This is a genomic window from Hydrogenophaga pseudoflava (genome assembly GCF_031020795.1).
GTDB lineage: Bacteria > Pseudomonadota > Gammaproteobacteria > Burkholderiales > Burkholderiaceae_C > Hydrogenophaga > Hydrogenophaga pseudoflava_A.
In genome coordinates, this window is sequence record NZ_JAVHJP010000005.1 from 178,330 (window position 1) to 193,536 (window position 15,207).

At 69.9% G+C, this 15,207-nt stretch carries 14 protein-coding genes and 1 pseudogene; 1 reads left to right on the plus strand and 14 read right to left on the minus strand.

All coding sequences use genetic code 11. The annotated features are described in order from the left end of the window. Window positions 1-2 precede the first annotated feature (2 nt). The 4 genes from RCO38_RS17155 to RCO38_RS17170 form a co-directional block, all read right to left on the minus strand. Window positions 3-1,409 (minus strand): CmpA/NrtA family ABC transporter substrate-binding protein, encoded by a 1,407-nt coding sequence (locus RCO38_RS17155; RefSeq protein WP_308329568.1) that lies wholly within the window; start codon window positions 1,407-1,409, stop codon window positions 3-5. 147 nt (window positions 1,410-1,556) lie between these two features. After that, complete coding sequence (locus RCO38_RS17160) at window positions 1,557-2,234, minus strand: response regulator transcription factor (RefSeq protein ID WP_308329840.1); 678 nt, start codon at window positions 2,232-2,234, stop codon at window positions 1,557-1,559. An 11-nt stretch (window positions 2,235-2,245) separates the two neighbouring features. Continuing rightward, on the minus strand, window positions 2,246-3,457 hold the full coding sequence (locus RCO38_RS17165) for a PAS domain-containing sensor histidine kinase (protein ID WP_308329569.1): 1,212 nt from the start codon (window positions 3,455-3,457) through the stop codon (window positions 2,246-2,248). Window positions 3,458-3,509: 52 nt separating this feature from the next. Further along, on the minus strand, window positions 3,510-3,911 hold the full coding sequence (locus RCO38_RS17170; protein WP_308329570.1) for an XRE family transcriptional regulator: 402 nt from the start codon (window positions 3,909-3,911) through the stop codon (window positions 3,510-3,512). A gap of 87 nt (window positions 3,912-3,998) precedes the next feature. Between RCO38_RS17170 and RCO38_RS17175 the strand changes: the two genes are divergently transcribed. Next, window positions 3,999-4,820 (plus strand): hypothetical protein, encoded by an 822-nt coding sequence (locus RCO38_RS17175; RefSeq protein WP_308329571.1) that lies wholly within the window; start codon window positions 3,999-4,001, stop codon window positions 4,818-4,820. Here RCO38_RS17175 and RCO38_RS17180 read toward each other — a convergent pair. From RCO38_RS17180 to RCO38_RS17220, 10 genes and pseudogenes are all read right to left on the minus strand, one after another. After that, on the minus strand, window positions 4,795-5,850 hold the full coding sequence (locus RCO38_RS17180; RefSeq protein ID WP_308329572.1) for a protein-glutamate methylesterase/protein-glutamine glutaminase: 1,056 nt from the start codon (window positions 5,848-5,850) through the stop codon (window positions 4,795-4,797). The genes RCO38_RS17175 and RCO38_RS17180 overlap by 26 nt on opposite strands. 11 nt (window positions 5,851-5,861) lie before the next feature. After that, window positions 5,862-6,380, minus strand: a complete 519-nt coding sequence (locus RCO38_RS17185; RefSeq protein ID WP_308329573.1) for a chemotaxis protein CheD — start codon at window positions 6,378-6,380, stop codon at window positions 5,862-5,864. Beyond that, window positions 6,377-7,192: a CheR family methyltransferase gene (locus tag RCO38_RS17190; RefSeq protein WP_308329574.1), complete on the minus strand. Its 816-nt coding sequence runs from the start codon at window positions 7,190-7,192 to the stop codon at window positions 6,377-6,379. The genes RCO38_RS17185 and RCO38_RS17190 overlap by 4 nt, the downstream gene beginning before the upstream one ends. A 24-nt stretch (window positions 7,193-7,216) precedes the next feature. Further along, the gene (locus RCO38_RS17195; RefSeq protein ID WP_308329575.1) at window positions 7,217-7,735 is read right to left on the minus strand and encodes a chemotaxis protein CheW; all 519 of its coding nucleotides are present in this window, start codon (window positions 7,733-7,735) and stop codon (window positions 7,217-7,219) included. A gap of 12 nt (window positions 7,736-7,747) precedes the next feature. Further along, a complete protein-coding gene (locus RCO38_RS17200) occupies window positions 7,748-9,901 on the minus strand; it encodes a methyl-accepting chemotaxis protein (RefSeq protein WP_308329576.1) in 2,154 nt (717 codons plus the stop codon). A gap of 40 nt (window positions 9,902-9,941) precedes the next feature. Then, on the minus strand, window positions 9,942-11,858 hold the full coding sequence (locus RCO38_RS17205) for a methyl-accepting chemotaxis protein (protein WP_445297929.1): 1,917 nt from the start codon (window positions 11,856-11,858) through the stop codon (window positions 9,942-9,944). Beyond that, window positions 11,847-12,425, minus strand: a pseudogene (locus tag RCO38_RS24330) (PAS domain-containing protein); the annotation flags it as partial. The pseudogene RCO38_RS24330 and the gene RCO38_RS17205, both read right to left, overlap by 12 nt. After that, the gene (locus RCO38_RS17210; RefSeq protein ID WP_308329578.1) at window positions 12,422-14,506 is read right to left on the minus strand and encodes a chemotaxis protein CheA; all 2,085 of its coding nucleotides are present in this window, start codon (window positions 14,504-14,506) and stop codon (window positions 12,422-12,424) included. The pseudogene RCO38_RS24330 and the gene RCO38_RS17210, both read right to left, overlap by 4 nt. Beyond that, the gene (locus tag RCO38_RS17215; RefSeq protein WP_308329579.1) at window positions 14,503-14,811 is read right to left on the minus strand and encodes an STAS domain-containing protein; all 309 of its coding nucleotides are present in this window, start codon (window positions 14,809-14,811) and stop codon (window positions 14,503-14,505) included. The genes RCO38_RS17210 and RCO38_RS17215 overlap by 4 nt, the downstream gene beginning before the upstream one ends. A 10-nt stretch (window positions 14,812-14,821) precedes the next feature. Further along, window positions 14,822-15,193, minus strand: coding sequence for a response regulator (locus tag RCO38_RS17220; protein WP_308329580.1), 372 nt, complete (start codon window positions 15,191-15,193; stop codon window positions 14,822-14,824). Between the last annotated feature and the right edge of the window lie 14 nt (window positions 15,194-15,207).

Sequence of the window (15,207 nt, forward strand, 5' to 3'; positions counted from 1 at the left end):
GGTCAGGCCGCCTTGCTGATGGCGAAGCCCTTGAGGTACGCGTCCGGCTGGGCCGGGTCGAACGCCTTGCCCATGATGGTGTGCTTGGCGTAGGTGGGGCCGGCCTTGAACTCCATGCCCAGGTCCTTCATGTGCCGGCGCGCGTCGGTGATGAGGAACACCTTCTCGGCAATGGCCTTGTAGTCCACGTCGCCCTTCACATAGCCCCAGCGCTTCATCTGCGTGAGCATCCACACGGCCATGCTCTGCCAGGGCATGGGGTCGAAGTCGGCGCGGTCGGGCACGTTCTGCACCTTGCCCAGGCCGTCGGCGAACTTGCCGCTGAGCACCTGCGTCAGCACCGCTTCCGGCTGGTTCAGGTACTGCGCGGGCGCGATCACCTTGGCGATGAGTTCGCGGTTCTTGGGCTGGCGCGCCATCGCGGCGGCGTTGAGCACGGCGCGGTAGAGCGCGGCGAAGGTGTTGGGGTTCTTCTGGATGAAGTCGGTGCTGGTGCCGAAGGCGCAGCAGGGGTGGCCGTTCCAGAGGTCCTTGGTCAGCAGGTGGATGAAGCCGACCTCGTCGAACACCGCGCGCTGGTTGAAGGGGTCGGGGCCGAGGAAGCCATCGATGTTGCCGGCGCGCAGGTTGGCCACCATCTCGGCCGGCGGGATCACGCGCAGCTGCACGTCGGTGTCGGGGTTCAGGCCGGCCTCGGCCAGGTAGTAGCGCAGCAGGAAGTTGTGCATCGAGTAGTCGAACGGGATGCCGAACTTGAAGCCCTTCCAGTTCTTCGGATCGCGGTTGTCCTTGTGCTTGAGGCTGAGCGTGATGGCCTGGCCGTTGATGTTCTGGATGGTGGCCACGTTCATCGGCACGGCGTTGCTGCCCAGCCCCATGCTGATGGCCAGCGGCATGGGCGAGAGGAAATGCGAGGCGTCGTACTCCTTGTTGATCATCTTGTCGCGCACCAGCGCCCAGCCCGCGGTCTTGGTGATCTCGACGTTCAGGCCCTGCTTGCTGTAGAAGCCCAGCGGGTGGGCCATGATCAGCGGCGTGGCGCAGGTGATCGGGATGAAACCGATCTTGAGGTTGCTCTTCTCCAGCGGGCCCTTGTCCTGCGCCATGGCCTGCAGGCTGGCCACCGGCAGCACGCTCGCGATCGCCGCCATGGCCGTGCCCTTGCCCACCGCGCGCAGGAAGCGGCGGCGCTCCTCGTCGTGCGGGAAGATGGCCTTGACCAGCGTGGCCTCGATGAACTGATTGCTGTAGGCCTCGAACTCGGCGGTCTCGCTGCGCGCTCGCAGCTCACGGGCGGCCTCGTCGGCCACCACCTCGGCGTGGTGGTCGGCCAGGGAGTGGTCGCGCCCGCAGCTGCACTTCATCATGAGCGGACGATCGGCGTTGTAGGGGTCGAAGAATTCGGACATGACGCACCTCGTGGATTGATGACGGGGTGGCGTCTTGCAAACCGCGGGCCAGCGCGGGGCCCATGGACCCCACTTCCGCCGCCGCTGCCGCATTTCGCGGGAGGTGCGACGATGCCGTGTAGGGCCAGCCCTACAAATGGCGGCGTTTCAGCCGCCAGCGCGGCCGCGCGCGTGGCGCTCGGCGTAAAGCGCGAGCTCGACGTCGTTCTTGGTGCCGGTCTTTTCGAGGATGCGCGCGCGGTAGGTGCTCACCGTGTTGGGCGCGAGCCCGAGCTGCGCACCAATTTCGCTCACGGTCTGCCCCTGGGTGAGCAGGCGGTAGACCTGGTGCTCACGGTGCGAGAGCGCCTCCGGCCCGGCCTGGGCGCCGCCCCGCCCCACTGCGGTGGCCAGCGCCTCGGCGGTGCTGGGCGTGAGGAACACGCCGCCGGCGGCCACCTTGCGCACCGCGGCAAGCATGTCGTCCGGGTCGGCGCTCTTGTTGAGGTACCCACTGGCACCGAGCTTGATGCAGCGCACCGCGTACTGCTTCTCGGGGTAGGTGCTGAGCATCAGCACCGGCAGCCGGGGATGCTCGCGCTTGATCTTCTGCAGCACATCCAGCCCGTCGATGCCCGGCAGCGCGATGTCCAGCAGCACCAGGTCCAGGCCGTCGCGCGCGCGCAATTCGGCCACCTGCGCCAGCACCTCGGGCCCGGTCGGCGCCTCGGCCACCACCAGCACGTCGGGCGCGTCGGCCAGGATCTGCTTGAGGCCTTCGCGCACGATGCGGTGGTCGTCGCCGATCAGCACGCGCAGCGCGGCGGCGGATGCGGCCCCGTTCATGCCGGCCCCGTTCACGCCGGCTCCTGCGCGCGCAGCGCCAGCTGCAGCCGCATGCAGGTGCCCTGCCCCGGCACGCTGTGGATGTCGATGCGGCCGCCAAAATGCTGCGCGCGCTCGCGCATGCCCATCACGCCGTAGGCGTCGCCGGCCTCGAAGGCCTGCGCAGGCGCACCGACGCCGTCGTCCTGCACGCTCAGCGAAAGCGTGCCCCCGGCCAGGGTGATCACCACCCGCAGGTGGCGGGCCTGGGCGTGGCGGCCCACGTTGCTCAGCATCTCCTGGAAGATGCGGAACACCGCCATGGCCATGGGCTCGAGGGGCTCGGGCCAGTCGACGTCCGGCTCCCGCTCCATGGACCAGTCCAGTGCGAGCTCGGCCGAGGCCACGAATTCCTGCGCCTGCCACTCCAGGGCGGCCCACAGGCCCTGGTGGTCCAGGATGCTGGGGCGCAGGTCGGTGATGATGCGGCCCACGTTGTCGACCGCGTTCTCGATCAGGCGGCTCATGTTCTGGCACTTGCAGCGCATGCGCGCGCGCATGTCCTCGGCCGCCTCGGGGCTGCGCCCGGTCTGTTCGGACAGGCGCTTGTCCATCCAGTTCACATCCATCTTGAGCGCCACCAGCAGGCTGCCCAGCTCGTCGTGCACTTCGCGCGCGATGCGGGTGCGTTCCTCCTCGCGCACGGTCTCGGACCAGGCCGCCAGCTCGCGCACGCGCCGCAGCGCCGTCTCCAGCGCCAGCGTGCGCTCGCGCACCCGCTCCTCCAGCTGGTCCTTGGCGCGCTGCAGGGCGTCGGCGGCGCGCTTGCGCCCGGTGATGTCGACGAAGGTGACCACGGCGCCGCGCACCTGGGCGTCCTCGATCACCGGGTGGCTGGAGTACTCGACCGGGAACGGCGATCCGTCGCGACGCCAGAACACCTCACTGTCGATGCGGCAGGGCAGGCCGCGGCGGAAGGCGTTGAAGATCGGGCATTCGGCTTCCGGGTAGGGCGCGCCGTCTGGCCGGGCGTGGTGGGTCAGCTCGTGCATGTTGCGCCCGATCACCTCGTGCGGCTCGTAGCCGATCAGGCGCGCGCCGGCCGGGTTGATGAAGACGCAGAGCCCGTCGAGATCGACGCCGTAGATGCCTTCGCCGGTGGAGGCCAGCAGCAGGGCCACGGGGTCGCGCCAGGAACCGACCATGCCCGGGCGGTCCAGGGAAGCATGCGCATCAAGGGTCATGGCCAGCGCGCAAGCAATCGATGTGCCGGGTCGATGGCCGGCACCCGCCCGCTCAGGCGTCCGGTGGGCGGCTGGCCTTGGCGAACGTCAGGATCACCTCGCGCACGATCTTGCGCTGGGGTGCCGGCAGAGAGAGAAACGCCTCCAGGGTCTCGCGTTCCATGAAGCCGAGCCCCTCGTCCCAGCGCTGGCGCCGCTCCTGCACGGACCGGCGCACCCGGTCGCCGAAGCGCAGCACCTCGGGCTCGACGCCCAGCCAGTCGGCCAGCACCTGCAGCTTGTCCTGCGAAGGGATCGCTTCCCCACGCAGCCAGCGCCGGACGCCCTGCAGGGTGACCGAGCGGCCCCAGTAGCGGGTGTTGAACTCGCGCTCGAGCACCACCGGGCGCACCGGGTACCCCGCATGCGCCATGGCCTCGCGCAGCCGCTGCGCAAATTCCGCTTTTTCAGTCATGAACAGCAAGTTAAGTTCCTCAATACCCCGTATTTCAACAATGGTTGCATCTGATATAAACTTTTTGTTCATGTCAGGGGGAAAAAGATGAACCGATCCATGCTGAACCGGCTGCCCGACATCATCTCGCTGGCGCGGCAGCGCGCCCGCGAGTTGTGGACCTGTTCCGCCGATGTCCGGCCCGGACGCCGCCGGCCGCCGTGGTCCGCGGCCCGGATGACCGCCGACGCGCACCACGGCCACCGGGTCTCGCTGCTGTGCGGCGACGATCTCTCGGTGATGTCGGGGCTGCTGTCGGGCCAGGCCCAGGACGGTCCTCTGGCCGGTCGGGTGTCGTTGGTCTGGCTGTCCGATGCGGCGGACCCCGCACCAGACGGCCTGAACCCGCCCTCGAACTCGCTGCAGACCCGGGTGCGGCGGTTGATCGAACTGTCCACCCGCCTGTTCCTGGCCCGCGACCTGCTGGTGGACCAGGGAGCGCTGGTCGTCACGGCGGACACCGACGCGGACCGGTGCGCCGAGCGCCTGCTCGGGGCGGTGTTCGGACAGGCGCAGGCGCTGCCGCCCGGTGTCGGACAGGCGCCGACCACGTGCGCCTACCTGGCCGGCACCCTCCTGCCGCAGCGCCTGCCCGCCGCGTCGGGGGCCGCCCTCCTGGGAGAGCTGGTGCGCACGCTGACCGGTCGCAACGACCACGTGCTGGTGATGGGCGCCCAGCCCGCGTTCTCCATGTGGGTCGCGGCGCTGGAACGGCGCTGGGTGCTGGCGCAGTCCGAACCGCTGGCCTTCTCCTTGCTGCGGGAGCACATCGTGGCCCGGCAGATGGAGCTGGCCCGACGACCTTTGCAGGACGAGACCAGCCGCGAGTGGCCGGCGTCCCCGCTCAGCCGCGCGCGTCGAACGACATGATGGAGCGCGCGACCTGGCCCAGTGGCAACACGTCGTCCACCGCGCCAAGCGCCAACGCCTCCATGGGCATGCCATAGACCACGCAGCTGGCTTCGTCCTGGGCCACCGTGCGGGCGCCCTTGTCGTGCAGCGCCTTCATGCCGCGCGCGCCGTCGTCGCCCATGCCGGTGAGGATGATGGCCAGCGCATCGCGGCCGGCGCATTCGGCGGCCGAGCGGAACAGCACGTCCACCGAGGGCTTGTGGCGGTTCACCGGCGGGCCGTCGGCCACGCTCACGTAGTACTGGCCACCACTCTTGCGCAGCTGCATGTGCCGCCCGCCCGGGGCGATCAATGCCACGCCGCGCTCCAGCCGGTCGCCGTCGCGCGCCTCGCGCACCTCCATGGCGCAGAGGCCGTCGAGCCGCTGCGCGTACATCGCGGTGAACCGCTCGGGCATGTGCAGCACGATGGCCATGCCCGGGCTGTCGGCCGGCAGCGTGGTCAGCACCGACTCGATGGCCTGGGTGCCGCCGGTGGAGGCGCCCAGCACGATGGGCTTGTTGACCGAGAGCGCGTGCAGGCCCGCCAGCGGCGCCCGCGGCGCGGACAGTGGTGCGGCGCGCACCGGCGCCGCACCACTGCGCAGCGGGCGCGAGCGCGCCGCCGTGCGCAGGGTCTGCAGCAGCTCGCGGCGCGACTCTTCGAGGAACTGCTTGAGCCCCAGCCGCGGTTTGGCCACCACCGCCACCGCGCCGGCGGCCAGCGCTTCCAGCGCCATGCGGCTGCCGTCGGTGGTGAGGGTCGAGCAGATCACGGTGGGGATGGGCGACTCCTCCATGATCTGGCGCAGGAAGGTCAGGCCGTCCATGCCGGGCATCTCGATGTCCAGCAGCAGCACGTCGGGCCGGTTCTTGCGGATCGCCGGACCGGCGATCAGCGGGTTGGGCGCACTGCCCAGCAGCTGGATCTCGGGGTCGCCCTGCAGCAGGTGCAGCAGCGTCTGCCGCACCACCGCCGAGTCGTCCACCACGTACACCTGGATCGCCATCGATGTCTCCCTCACACGGGCACGCAGCGGACCTGCGGCGGATCGTCGCCCACCGTCCAGCGCACCTGCCGGTAGAAGCGGCCGCCCAGGTCCTCGCGCAGCACGCGCACGCCCCGCCCGGCCAGCGCGCGCAGCACCCAGTCGGCGTTGGCGGCACCGACGTGCGTGGCGCGGTAGAGGTCGGGGAACATGTTGCCGCCGCCGAACACGTAGGCCTCGCACAGCCCGGACTGGATGCCGCGCACGCTGAGCAGACGCTCCATCGCCTCCAGCGCCACCGGGCCGTGGGCCTGGCTGGAACGGGCACGGTCCGACGGATCGTGGGCGTGCACGATGTGGCACATCGCGCCGACCGTGCGGCGCGGGTCGGTCAGGATCACCGCGACGCAGGACCCCAGCAAGGTCTCCAGCTGCTCGCCACGCTCGGCGCAGACCACGTCGCCAGGGTGCAGCGTGTGCACCGGCACCGGCGACATCACGATGGACCGCGGCGCGGGGGCCGGGCATCGCCTGGACAGCGTGGGCGTCATGACACCGCGCCCTTGCGGAAGGCGCCGGGGCCCAGCACCTGCAGCGGCGTCTCGCAGGGCACCCGGCCCTCGGCGGTGCCAATGAAGAACAGGCCGCCGGGGCGCAGCAGCCGGAGCACCCGGTCCACCACCGCGGTCTTGGTCGGCGGGTCGAAATAGATCAGCACGTTGCGCAGGAACACCACGTCGAACGGGCCGATGCCTTCGACCGGGAGGAACAGGTTGACCTGGCCGAAGCGCACGCGCCGGCGCAGGCTTTCCTTGATCTGCACCAGGCCCTCGGACTCGCCCTCGCCACGCAGGCAGTAGCGGCGCAGCCGCTCGTCGGACACCTGGCGCAGGCGCTCCCGCGGGTAGACGGCCTGGGCGGCGCTGCGCAGCACGCGGTCGCTGATGTCGGTGCCCAGCACGCTCCACTGCGCCGGACCCTGGGAACGCAGCTGCAGGTCGGCCAGCAGCATGGCCACGCTGTAGGCCTCGTCGCCAAAAGAGGAGGCGGCGCTCCAGACCGCGAGCGAGGCGGGCCGGGTGGCCAGCACCTCCTGCTGCAGCAGGTCGAAGTGCGCCGGCTCGCGGAAAAAGTAGGTTTCGTTGGTGGTGAGCAGGTCGATCGCCACCTGCAGCTCACCCTGGTCGTGGCCGCTGGTGATCAGATCGAGGTAGTCCTCGAAGCCACCCATGCCCAGGCGCTGGATGCGCGGCGACAGGCGCGACGACACCAGCGGCTTCTTGCTGTCCGCGAAGGACAGTCCGCAGATCTCGTGCATCAGGCCGGCGATCCGGCGGTAGGTGTCGTCGTGCAGCGGAGTCATGGCGGGCTCGGGTCGGTGAAGGGGTCAGGCGGCGGCCGATTCCTGCGTCGCCTCGCACAGGCGCGCCATGTCGTCGACGTCGAAGGCCTTGTCGGGTGCCAGGATGATCACGAAGCGTTCGCCGAGCTTGCCCATGCCCTGGATAAAGTCGCGCCGCACCGCGGTGCCGAAGCTCGGCGGCGGCTCGATCTGGCCGGCCGGGATGTCGACCACCTCGCTGACCGCGTCGACCAGCAGGCCCAGCTCGGTGCGCTCGCCATCGCGCACCGCGTCGAAGATCACGATGCAGGTCTTCTTGCCGATCTCGGCCACCGGGCGGCCGAAGCGCGCGTGCAGGTCGATCACCGGCACGACCGCGCCGCGCAGGTTGATCACGCCGCGCACGAAGTCGGGCATCAGCGGGACCGAGGTCAGCGGCCCGTACTGGATGATTTCGCGCACGGTGCGGATGTCCATCGCGAACACCTCCTTGCCCAGCAGGAAGGTGAGGAACTGCTGGCCGGCCGCGCTGTCGCCGGCGGCTGTGGGAGTGGATGCTGTCATGGGGTCCTCCGCTCAGTAGGGACGGAAATTGGCGGCACCGCCGCTGACGGCGCGCGGCACCGGCGCACCCGCCACCGCGGCCATGCGCAGCCCGCGGCGCGGCCCCGGTTCGCCCTGCACGGCCCGGCGCGGCACTGGCTCCTGTGTGCCGCCATCGAAGAACGAGACCGCCTGCTGCAGCTGCTCGGCCTGGCCCGAGAGTTCCTCGGAGGTGGCCGCCAGCTCCTCGGAGGCCGAGGCGTTCTGCTGCGTGGCCTTGGAGAGCTGGCCCATGGCGCTGCCGATCTGGGTGACCGACTGGCTCTGCTCGCTGGAAGCCGCCGAGATCTCCTGCACCAGTTCGGAGGTGCGCTGGATCGAGGGCACGATCTGGCCCAGCAGCTGCCCGGCCCGCTCCGCGGTGGACACGCTGTGGCCGGCCAGGTCGCCGATCTCGCGGGCCGCCTCCTGGCTGCGCTCGGCCAGCTTGCGCACCTCGGCCGCCACCACCGCGAAGCCCTTGCCGTGTTCACCGGCGCGCGCGGCCTCGATGGCGGCGTTGAGCGCCAGCAGGTTGGTCTGGTAGGCGATGTCGTCGACGATGCTGATCTTGGCCGCGATCTGCTTCATGGCCTGCACCGTCTGTGTCACGGCCTGCCCGCCGTCGCCGGCTTCCTGGCTGGCCTTGGTGGCCATGCCGTCGGTGACCTTGGCGTTGTCGCTGTTCTGCGAGATCGAGGCCGACATCATGTCGATCTGCGAAGTGGTTTCCTCGACCGACGAGGCCTGCTCGCTGGCCGCCTGCGACAGGCTCTGCGCGGTGGCATTCACCTGGCTGGCGGCCTCCGTCAGGGCCGTGGCGGCGGCACGCACGTCGTCGATGATGGACTCGAGCTTCTCGCAGCTCGCGTTGGCGTCCAGCTTGACCTGGTCGAAGGTGCCGTAGGCCTGGCGTGTGATGCGCTGGCCGAGGTCCCCGCTGGCCAGGCCTGAAAACACGCGGCCCACGTCTTCCACGATGCCCGCCAGGGCCTCGCTGGTGGCGTTGGCATCGCTCTTGACCTGGTTGAAGGTGCCGGCGTAGTCGCGTGTGATGCGCTGTGTCAGGTCTCCCGCGGCCAGCGCACCGAACACGCGGCCCACGTCCTCCGAGATGACCGAAGTGGTCTCCATGAGGGCGTTGACGCCGGCGCACAGCTCGGCGATGGGCCCGCTCTTGCCCTCCATCGGAATGCGCTGAGACAGGTCGCCCGCCCTGGCCGCCGCCGTCACGCTCTGCGCCTGTTCGACCGCCTCGCGCAGCACGCGCTGCGCGGTGACCTCGGCGGTGACGTCGGTGGCGATCTTCACGATCTTGGCCACGCGGCCCATCTCGTCCTTGACGGGGGCATACACGGCCTGAATCCAGACAGCCTGACCGGCCTTGGTCACACGGCGGAAGATGTTGTTCTGGGGTTTGCCGTCCACCAGGTCCCGCCAGAACTGGGCATACGCCGGCGTGCTGGCCTGGTCCGGGTCGACGAACATGCGGTGATGGCGTCCGACCACTTCGTCCCTGCGGTAGCCCATCACCGTCAGGAAGTTGTCGTTGGCGCCCACCACATGGCCACCCAGGTCGAACTCGATGTAGGCATAGGAAGTGTCGATGGCGGCCAGGATGCCGCGGGCGTTCTGGCGCTCGATCTCCGATTCGGTGATGTCGTAGCGCACGCCCAGGTACTTCATCGGCTTGCCGTTCTCACCCAGGATCGGCGCGATCACCGCGTCCACGTAGTACGGCGTGCCGTCCTTGGCGCGGTTCTTGATCACGCCGCGGAACATCTGGCCGCGCCCGATGGTGGCCCACATCTGCTTGAACACGTCCTTGGCCATGTCGGGGTGCCGCGTGGTGTTGTGCGGCTGGCCGATCAGCTCCTCGCGGGTGTACTTCGAGACCTCGATGAACTTCTCGTTGATCGACAGGATGTCGCCCTTCTTGTCGGCCTCCGAGACGATGCTGGTCTCGTTCATGATGTCCGTGCGCACCTTGAGCTCGGACTCGACCGCGTCCAGCCGCGCCTTCAGCTCGGACAGCGAGGACTCGGCCTCGGCGCGGGCGCGCGACTGCTGCTCCAGCGCCTCGTTCAGCCGGTCGAGTTCGGCACCGGCAAAGACGCGGGCGGCCCAGGAGGGTTGGTTCGGGTTCATGGCGATGTCCTTCAACAGGAGGGTGGGACGGGCGAGGAACTCAGTAGGGACGGAAGTTGCCGGACGGCGCGGCGCGCGGCACCGGCGCACCGGCCACCGCCGCCATGCGCAGGCCACCTGCGCCGGGTGCACGGCGGCCCACGGGCTCGCCGTTGGCCACCTTGCGCACCACCACGTCCTGCTCACCCGCACCGAAGAACGACACCGCCTGCTGCAGCTGCTCGGCCTGGCCCGAGAGTTCCTCGGAAGTGGCCGCCAGTTCCTCGGAGGCCGAGGCGTTCTGCTGCGTGGCCTTGGAGAGCTGGCCCATGGCGCCGCCGATCTGGGTGACCGACTGGCTCTGCTCGCGCGAGGCGGCGGCGATTTCCTGCACCAGGTCGGAGGTGCGCTGGATCGAGGGCACGATCTGGCCCAGCAGGTGCCCGGCCCGCTCGGCCGTGTCCACGCTGTGGCCGGCCAGGTCGCCGATCTCCTTGGCCGCCTCCTGGCTGCGCTCGGCCAGCTTGCGCACCTCGGCCGCCACCACCGCGAAGCCCTTGCCGTGTTCACCGGCGCGCGCGGCCTCGATGGCGGCGTTGAGCGCCAGCAGGTTGGTCTGGTAGGCGATGTCGTCGACGATGCTGATCTTGGCCGCGATCTGCTTCATGGCCTGCACCGTCTGCGTCACCGCCTGCCCGCCGTCGCCGGCTTCCTTGCTGGCCTTGGTGGCCATGCCGTCGGTGATCTTGGCGTTGTCGCTGTTCTGCGAGATCGAGGCCGACATCTGTTCGACCGAGGCGGTGGTCTCCTCGACCGAGGCGGCCTGTTCGCTGGCCGCCTGCGACAGGCTCTGCGCGGTGGCGCTGACCTGGTTGGCCGCGCCGGTCAGGGCCTCGGCGGCGGAGCGGACCTCGTCCATCACACCGGCCAGCTTCTCGCAGGTGGCGTTGGCGTCGTCCTTGACGCGCAGGAAGGTGCCGGCGCAGTCGCGCTCGATGCGCTGGCTCAGGTCGCCGTTGGACATCGCACCGAACACGCGGCCGACGTCACCGAACATCACCTCGGTGGTCTCCAGCAGGGCGTTGATGCCCTCGCACAGCGCCAGCGGTGCGCCGGTCTTGCCCTCCACCGGGATGCGCTGCTCCAGGTCGCCCTCGCGCGCCGCCGCGGTGGCCGCCTGCGCCTGCTCGACCACGGTGGCCAGCATCTCGGCGGCCTTGACCTGGGCGGTCACGTCGGTGGCGTACTTGACGACCTTGAAGGGCTTGCCGTTGAGGTCGAGGATGGGGTTGTACGAGGCCTGGATCCAGATCTCCTGGCCACCCTTGCCGAGGCGGCGGTAGCGGCCGGCGTCGAACTGGCCGCGGCCCAGGCGCTCCCAGAACTCGCGGTAGGCCGGCTGGGCGCGTTCGACGGGGTCGACGAACATGCTGTGGTGGTGCCCCTGGATCTCGGCCAGCGAGTAGCCCAGCGCGCCCAGGAAGTTGTCGTTGGCGCCCAGGATCCGGCCGGTGAGGTCGAACTCGATCACCGCCTGGGCCTTGCTGATGGCCTCGATCTGGCCACTCCAGTCGGCCGCCTGCAGGCGCTGCGCCGTGATGTCGGTGGCGTACTTGACGACCTTGACCGGTTTGCCGGCGGGGTCGAGGATGGGGTTGTACGAGGCCTGGATCCAGACCTCCTTGCCCCCCTTGCCGATGCGCTTGTACTGGCCGGCGTCGTATTCGCCGCGACCCAGCTTGTCCCAGAACATCCGGTACTCGGGAGTGGCCGCATGGGCAGGGTCGACGAACAGGCTGTGGTGCTGGCCGCGGATCTCGTCGAGCGTGTAACCCAGGGCGCGCAGGAAGTTGTCGTTGGCGGTCAGCACCTTGCCCGTGAGGTCGAACTCGATCACCGCCTGCGATTTGCCGATGGCCTGCACCTGGCCGCTCCAGTCGGCCGCCTGCAGCTGGGACCGGGTGACGTCGGTCGCGATCTTGATGACCTTGGTGACTCGGCCGGCCTCGTCCCTGACGGGCGCGTAGGTGCCCTGGATCCAGACCTCGCGGCCGTCCCGGGCGATGCGCTTGAACACATCCGCATGGGTCTTGCCCGCGTTCAGCCCGTCCCAGAAATCACGGTAGGCCGGCGAGGACACCACGGCCGGCTCGACGAAGATGCGGTGGTGCTTGCCCACGATCTCGCTTTCGCTGTAGCCCAGCAGCCGGCAGAAGTTGCCGTTGGCCTTGAGCACCTGGCCCTGGGTGTCGAACTCGATGTAGGCGTAGCTGGTGTCGATGGCCGTGAGGATGCCGGCGGCGATGGCCCTGGCGTTCTGGCGCTCCGACTCGGCCTCGGTGGTCACGCGGTCCAGCTGCTGTGTGAGCTCGGCGATCCTCGCCTCCGCCGAAACGCGGGACCGCTCCTTCTCCTGCAGCGTCTGCGCCCATTGCGCCTCTGCGGCCGCACAGGCCTTTTCCTTGTCCTGCAGCGCCTGGGACAGCTGGTCCAGCTCGGTGCCGGCGAAAACGCGGGCAATCCAGGGGGTGTGGGTCTGTGTCATGGCGCGGGTCCTTCTGCAGGAGCGGATTCGGTGGACGGAAGAGGTTGTGGGGACACGGCGTGGCGCGGTCGCGCGTGGGACGGCGGATGGATCGCCAGCTGGCACAGCGAGGCCACGTCGAAGATCAGGGCCACGTCGCCGTTGCCCAGGATGGAGGAGCCGGACATGCCGCGCAGGCTGCGGAACATGCGGCCCAGCGGCTTGATGACGGTCTGGTGCTGGCCCAGCAGCTGGTCGACCAGCACGCCGTAGCGCTGGCCGCCAAAGCGGATCACCACGATGCTGACCCGGTCGGGCTCGGGCGAGTCCAGCGCGTAGAGCTTGCGCAGGCTCACCACCGGCAGGGCCTGGCCGCGCAGCTCGGTCACGCCGCGGCCGCTGGCGTCCATCTCGGTGGCGCTGGAGCGGCTCTCGATCACCTCCACCACCGCGTCGAGCGGGAAGATGAAGCGCGAGTCGCCGACGCCGATCAGGAAGCCGTCGATGATGGCCAGCGTGAGCGGCAGGCGGATCTCGATGGTCGAGCCCGCGCCCTCCTCGCTGGTGAGCTGCACCGTGCCGCGCAGCGCCTCGATGTTGCTGCGGACCACGTCCATGCCGACGCCGCGGCCACTGAGGTTGGTGACCTTCTCGGCGGTGGAGAAGCCGGGCGCGAAGATGAGCTTGAGGATGTCGGCGTCGGCCGGCACCACGCCGGGCTCCACCAGGCCGCGCTCCCAGGCGCGCGCCAGCACCTTCTGGCGCTGCACGCCGCGCCCGTCGTCGGTGATGCGGATCAGGATGCTGCCCGACTCGTGGCAGGCCGAGAGCACGAGCCGGCCCTGCGCGGGCTTGCCGGCGGCGGTGCGCTGCTCGGGTGTCTCCAGCCCGTGGTCCAGCGCGTTGCGCACCAGGTGCATCAGCGGGTCGGCGATGCGCTCGACCACCGACTTGTCCAGCTCGGTGTCACCGCCGACGATCTCCAGCTGCACCTCCTTGCCCAGCTCGGCGGCGGTGTCGCGCACCACGCGGCGGAAGCGCGAGAAGGTCTCGCCGATGGGCACCATGCGCAGCTGCAGCGTGCCGTTGCGGATCTCTTCGATCAGCTGGTTGATCTGCTCGTTGGCCTCGATCAGCGAGCCCTGGCGCGACTGGCGCGCCAGCAGCGAGGCGCCGGCGCCGGCGATCACGAGTTCGCCCAGCAGGTTGATGACGGCGTCCAGCCGGTCGGCCTGCACGCGGATGAAACGCTGCTCTTCGCCGCCTTCGCGCGGCTTGGCCACCACGGCCGGCGTGCGGACGGCGGCTTCGGGCGCCGCGACCACGGCCGCCGGGGCGTCCGCCACCGGCGGTGCCGGGGGCGTGATCTGCAGCGTGCAGTCCTCCCGCACGAAGCTGAAGGCCGCCTCGATGGCGTCCTGGTCGGCCGCCGTTTCCAGTTCGAAACCGAAGGCCAGGTGGCAGCTTTCGGGATCGAGCGTGTCCAGGCCGGGCACGGCGGAGCGGTCGCAGTGAATGCGGGTGATGGTGCCCAGGCCGCGCAGGTAGTTCAGGATGGCCAGTGGGTCCATGCCGTTGCGGAAGGTGTCGGGCAGGAAGCCCACCTGCAGCGTCCAGACGCAGGCCGCGCTGGCGGCGTCCGCCACGGGCGCGTTGGGCGGGGGTGCGGCGTGCGAGGCCATCGGCGCGTCGCCGCTGAAGGCCTGCAGGCGCGATTCGAGGCCGGCGCGCGCCGCGGCCTCGTCGGCACTCACCGCCCCGCCCGCCTGCGCCAGACGGATCAGGAAGCGGATCTGGTCGTTGCACTGCAGCAGCAGCGTGCCCATGTCGGGCGTGAAGGCGACCAGACCATCGCGCAGGCGGTCCAGCAGGGTCTCGACGTGGTGGGTGAAGGCCACCACCTCGTCCAGGCCGAAGATGCCGGCCGAGCCCTTGACGGTGTGGGCGCAGCGGAACAGCGCGCCCAGCAGATCGCCGTTGCCGGGCTGGTCTTCCAGCTCCAGCAGCAGCTGCTCGATGGCTTCGAGCTGCTCGTCCGATTCGCTGATGAAGGCGGGCAAGGCCTCGGCGATGAAGCTCTGGTCGGCGTCCTGTGCGTTCATGGGGTGGCTCCCTGGGCGGTGCGGTCGGACAGCCAGCCGGCCAGCCCGAGGGCGGCGCAGGCGTCGACCAGCGGTGTGCTCGGCTGGGCCAGCCGCAGCGCCTGCGAACGGTCCTCCAGGGACCGCGCCAGCGACAGCAGCAGCTGCACGCCGGCGGCGTCGACCTGGTCGACCGCAGAGGCCTCCAGCGTCCAGCCGTCGCCGCTGTCGGCGGTGTGCTCGGCCAGCCAGGTGCGCGCCTGGGCGCACAGCTCGCTGGCGGTGTAGATGGTCAGCTCGGGGGGGAGGCGGCGCTGGGCGTCCATGGCAGCCCCTTCACGGCAGGATCAGCTTGGACACCGCGTCCAGCAGCTGCGGCGGGTTGAAGGGCTTGACGATCCAGGCCTTGGCGCCGGCGGCCCGGCCCTGCTCCTTCTTGGCGTCCTGTCCTTCGGTGGTGAGCATGACCACCGGCGTGAACTTGTGGCGCGGGTGCTTCTTGACCTCGGTGACGAAGGCAATGCCGTCCATGTTGGGCATGTTCACGTCGCTCACGATCAGGTGCACCTTGGCCGCCTTCTCCAGCTGCGCCAGGCCCTCCTTGCCGTCGCCGGCTTCGAGCACGTCGTAGCCCGCGCGGTTGAGGGCCAGCTTCACCACCGTGCGCAGTGAGCTGGAGTCGTCGACGATCAGGATGGTCTTGGCCATGCGGGTGCTCCCTG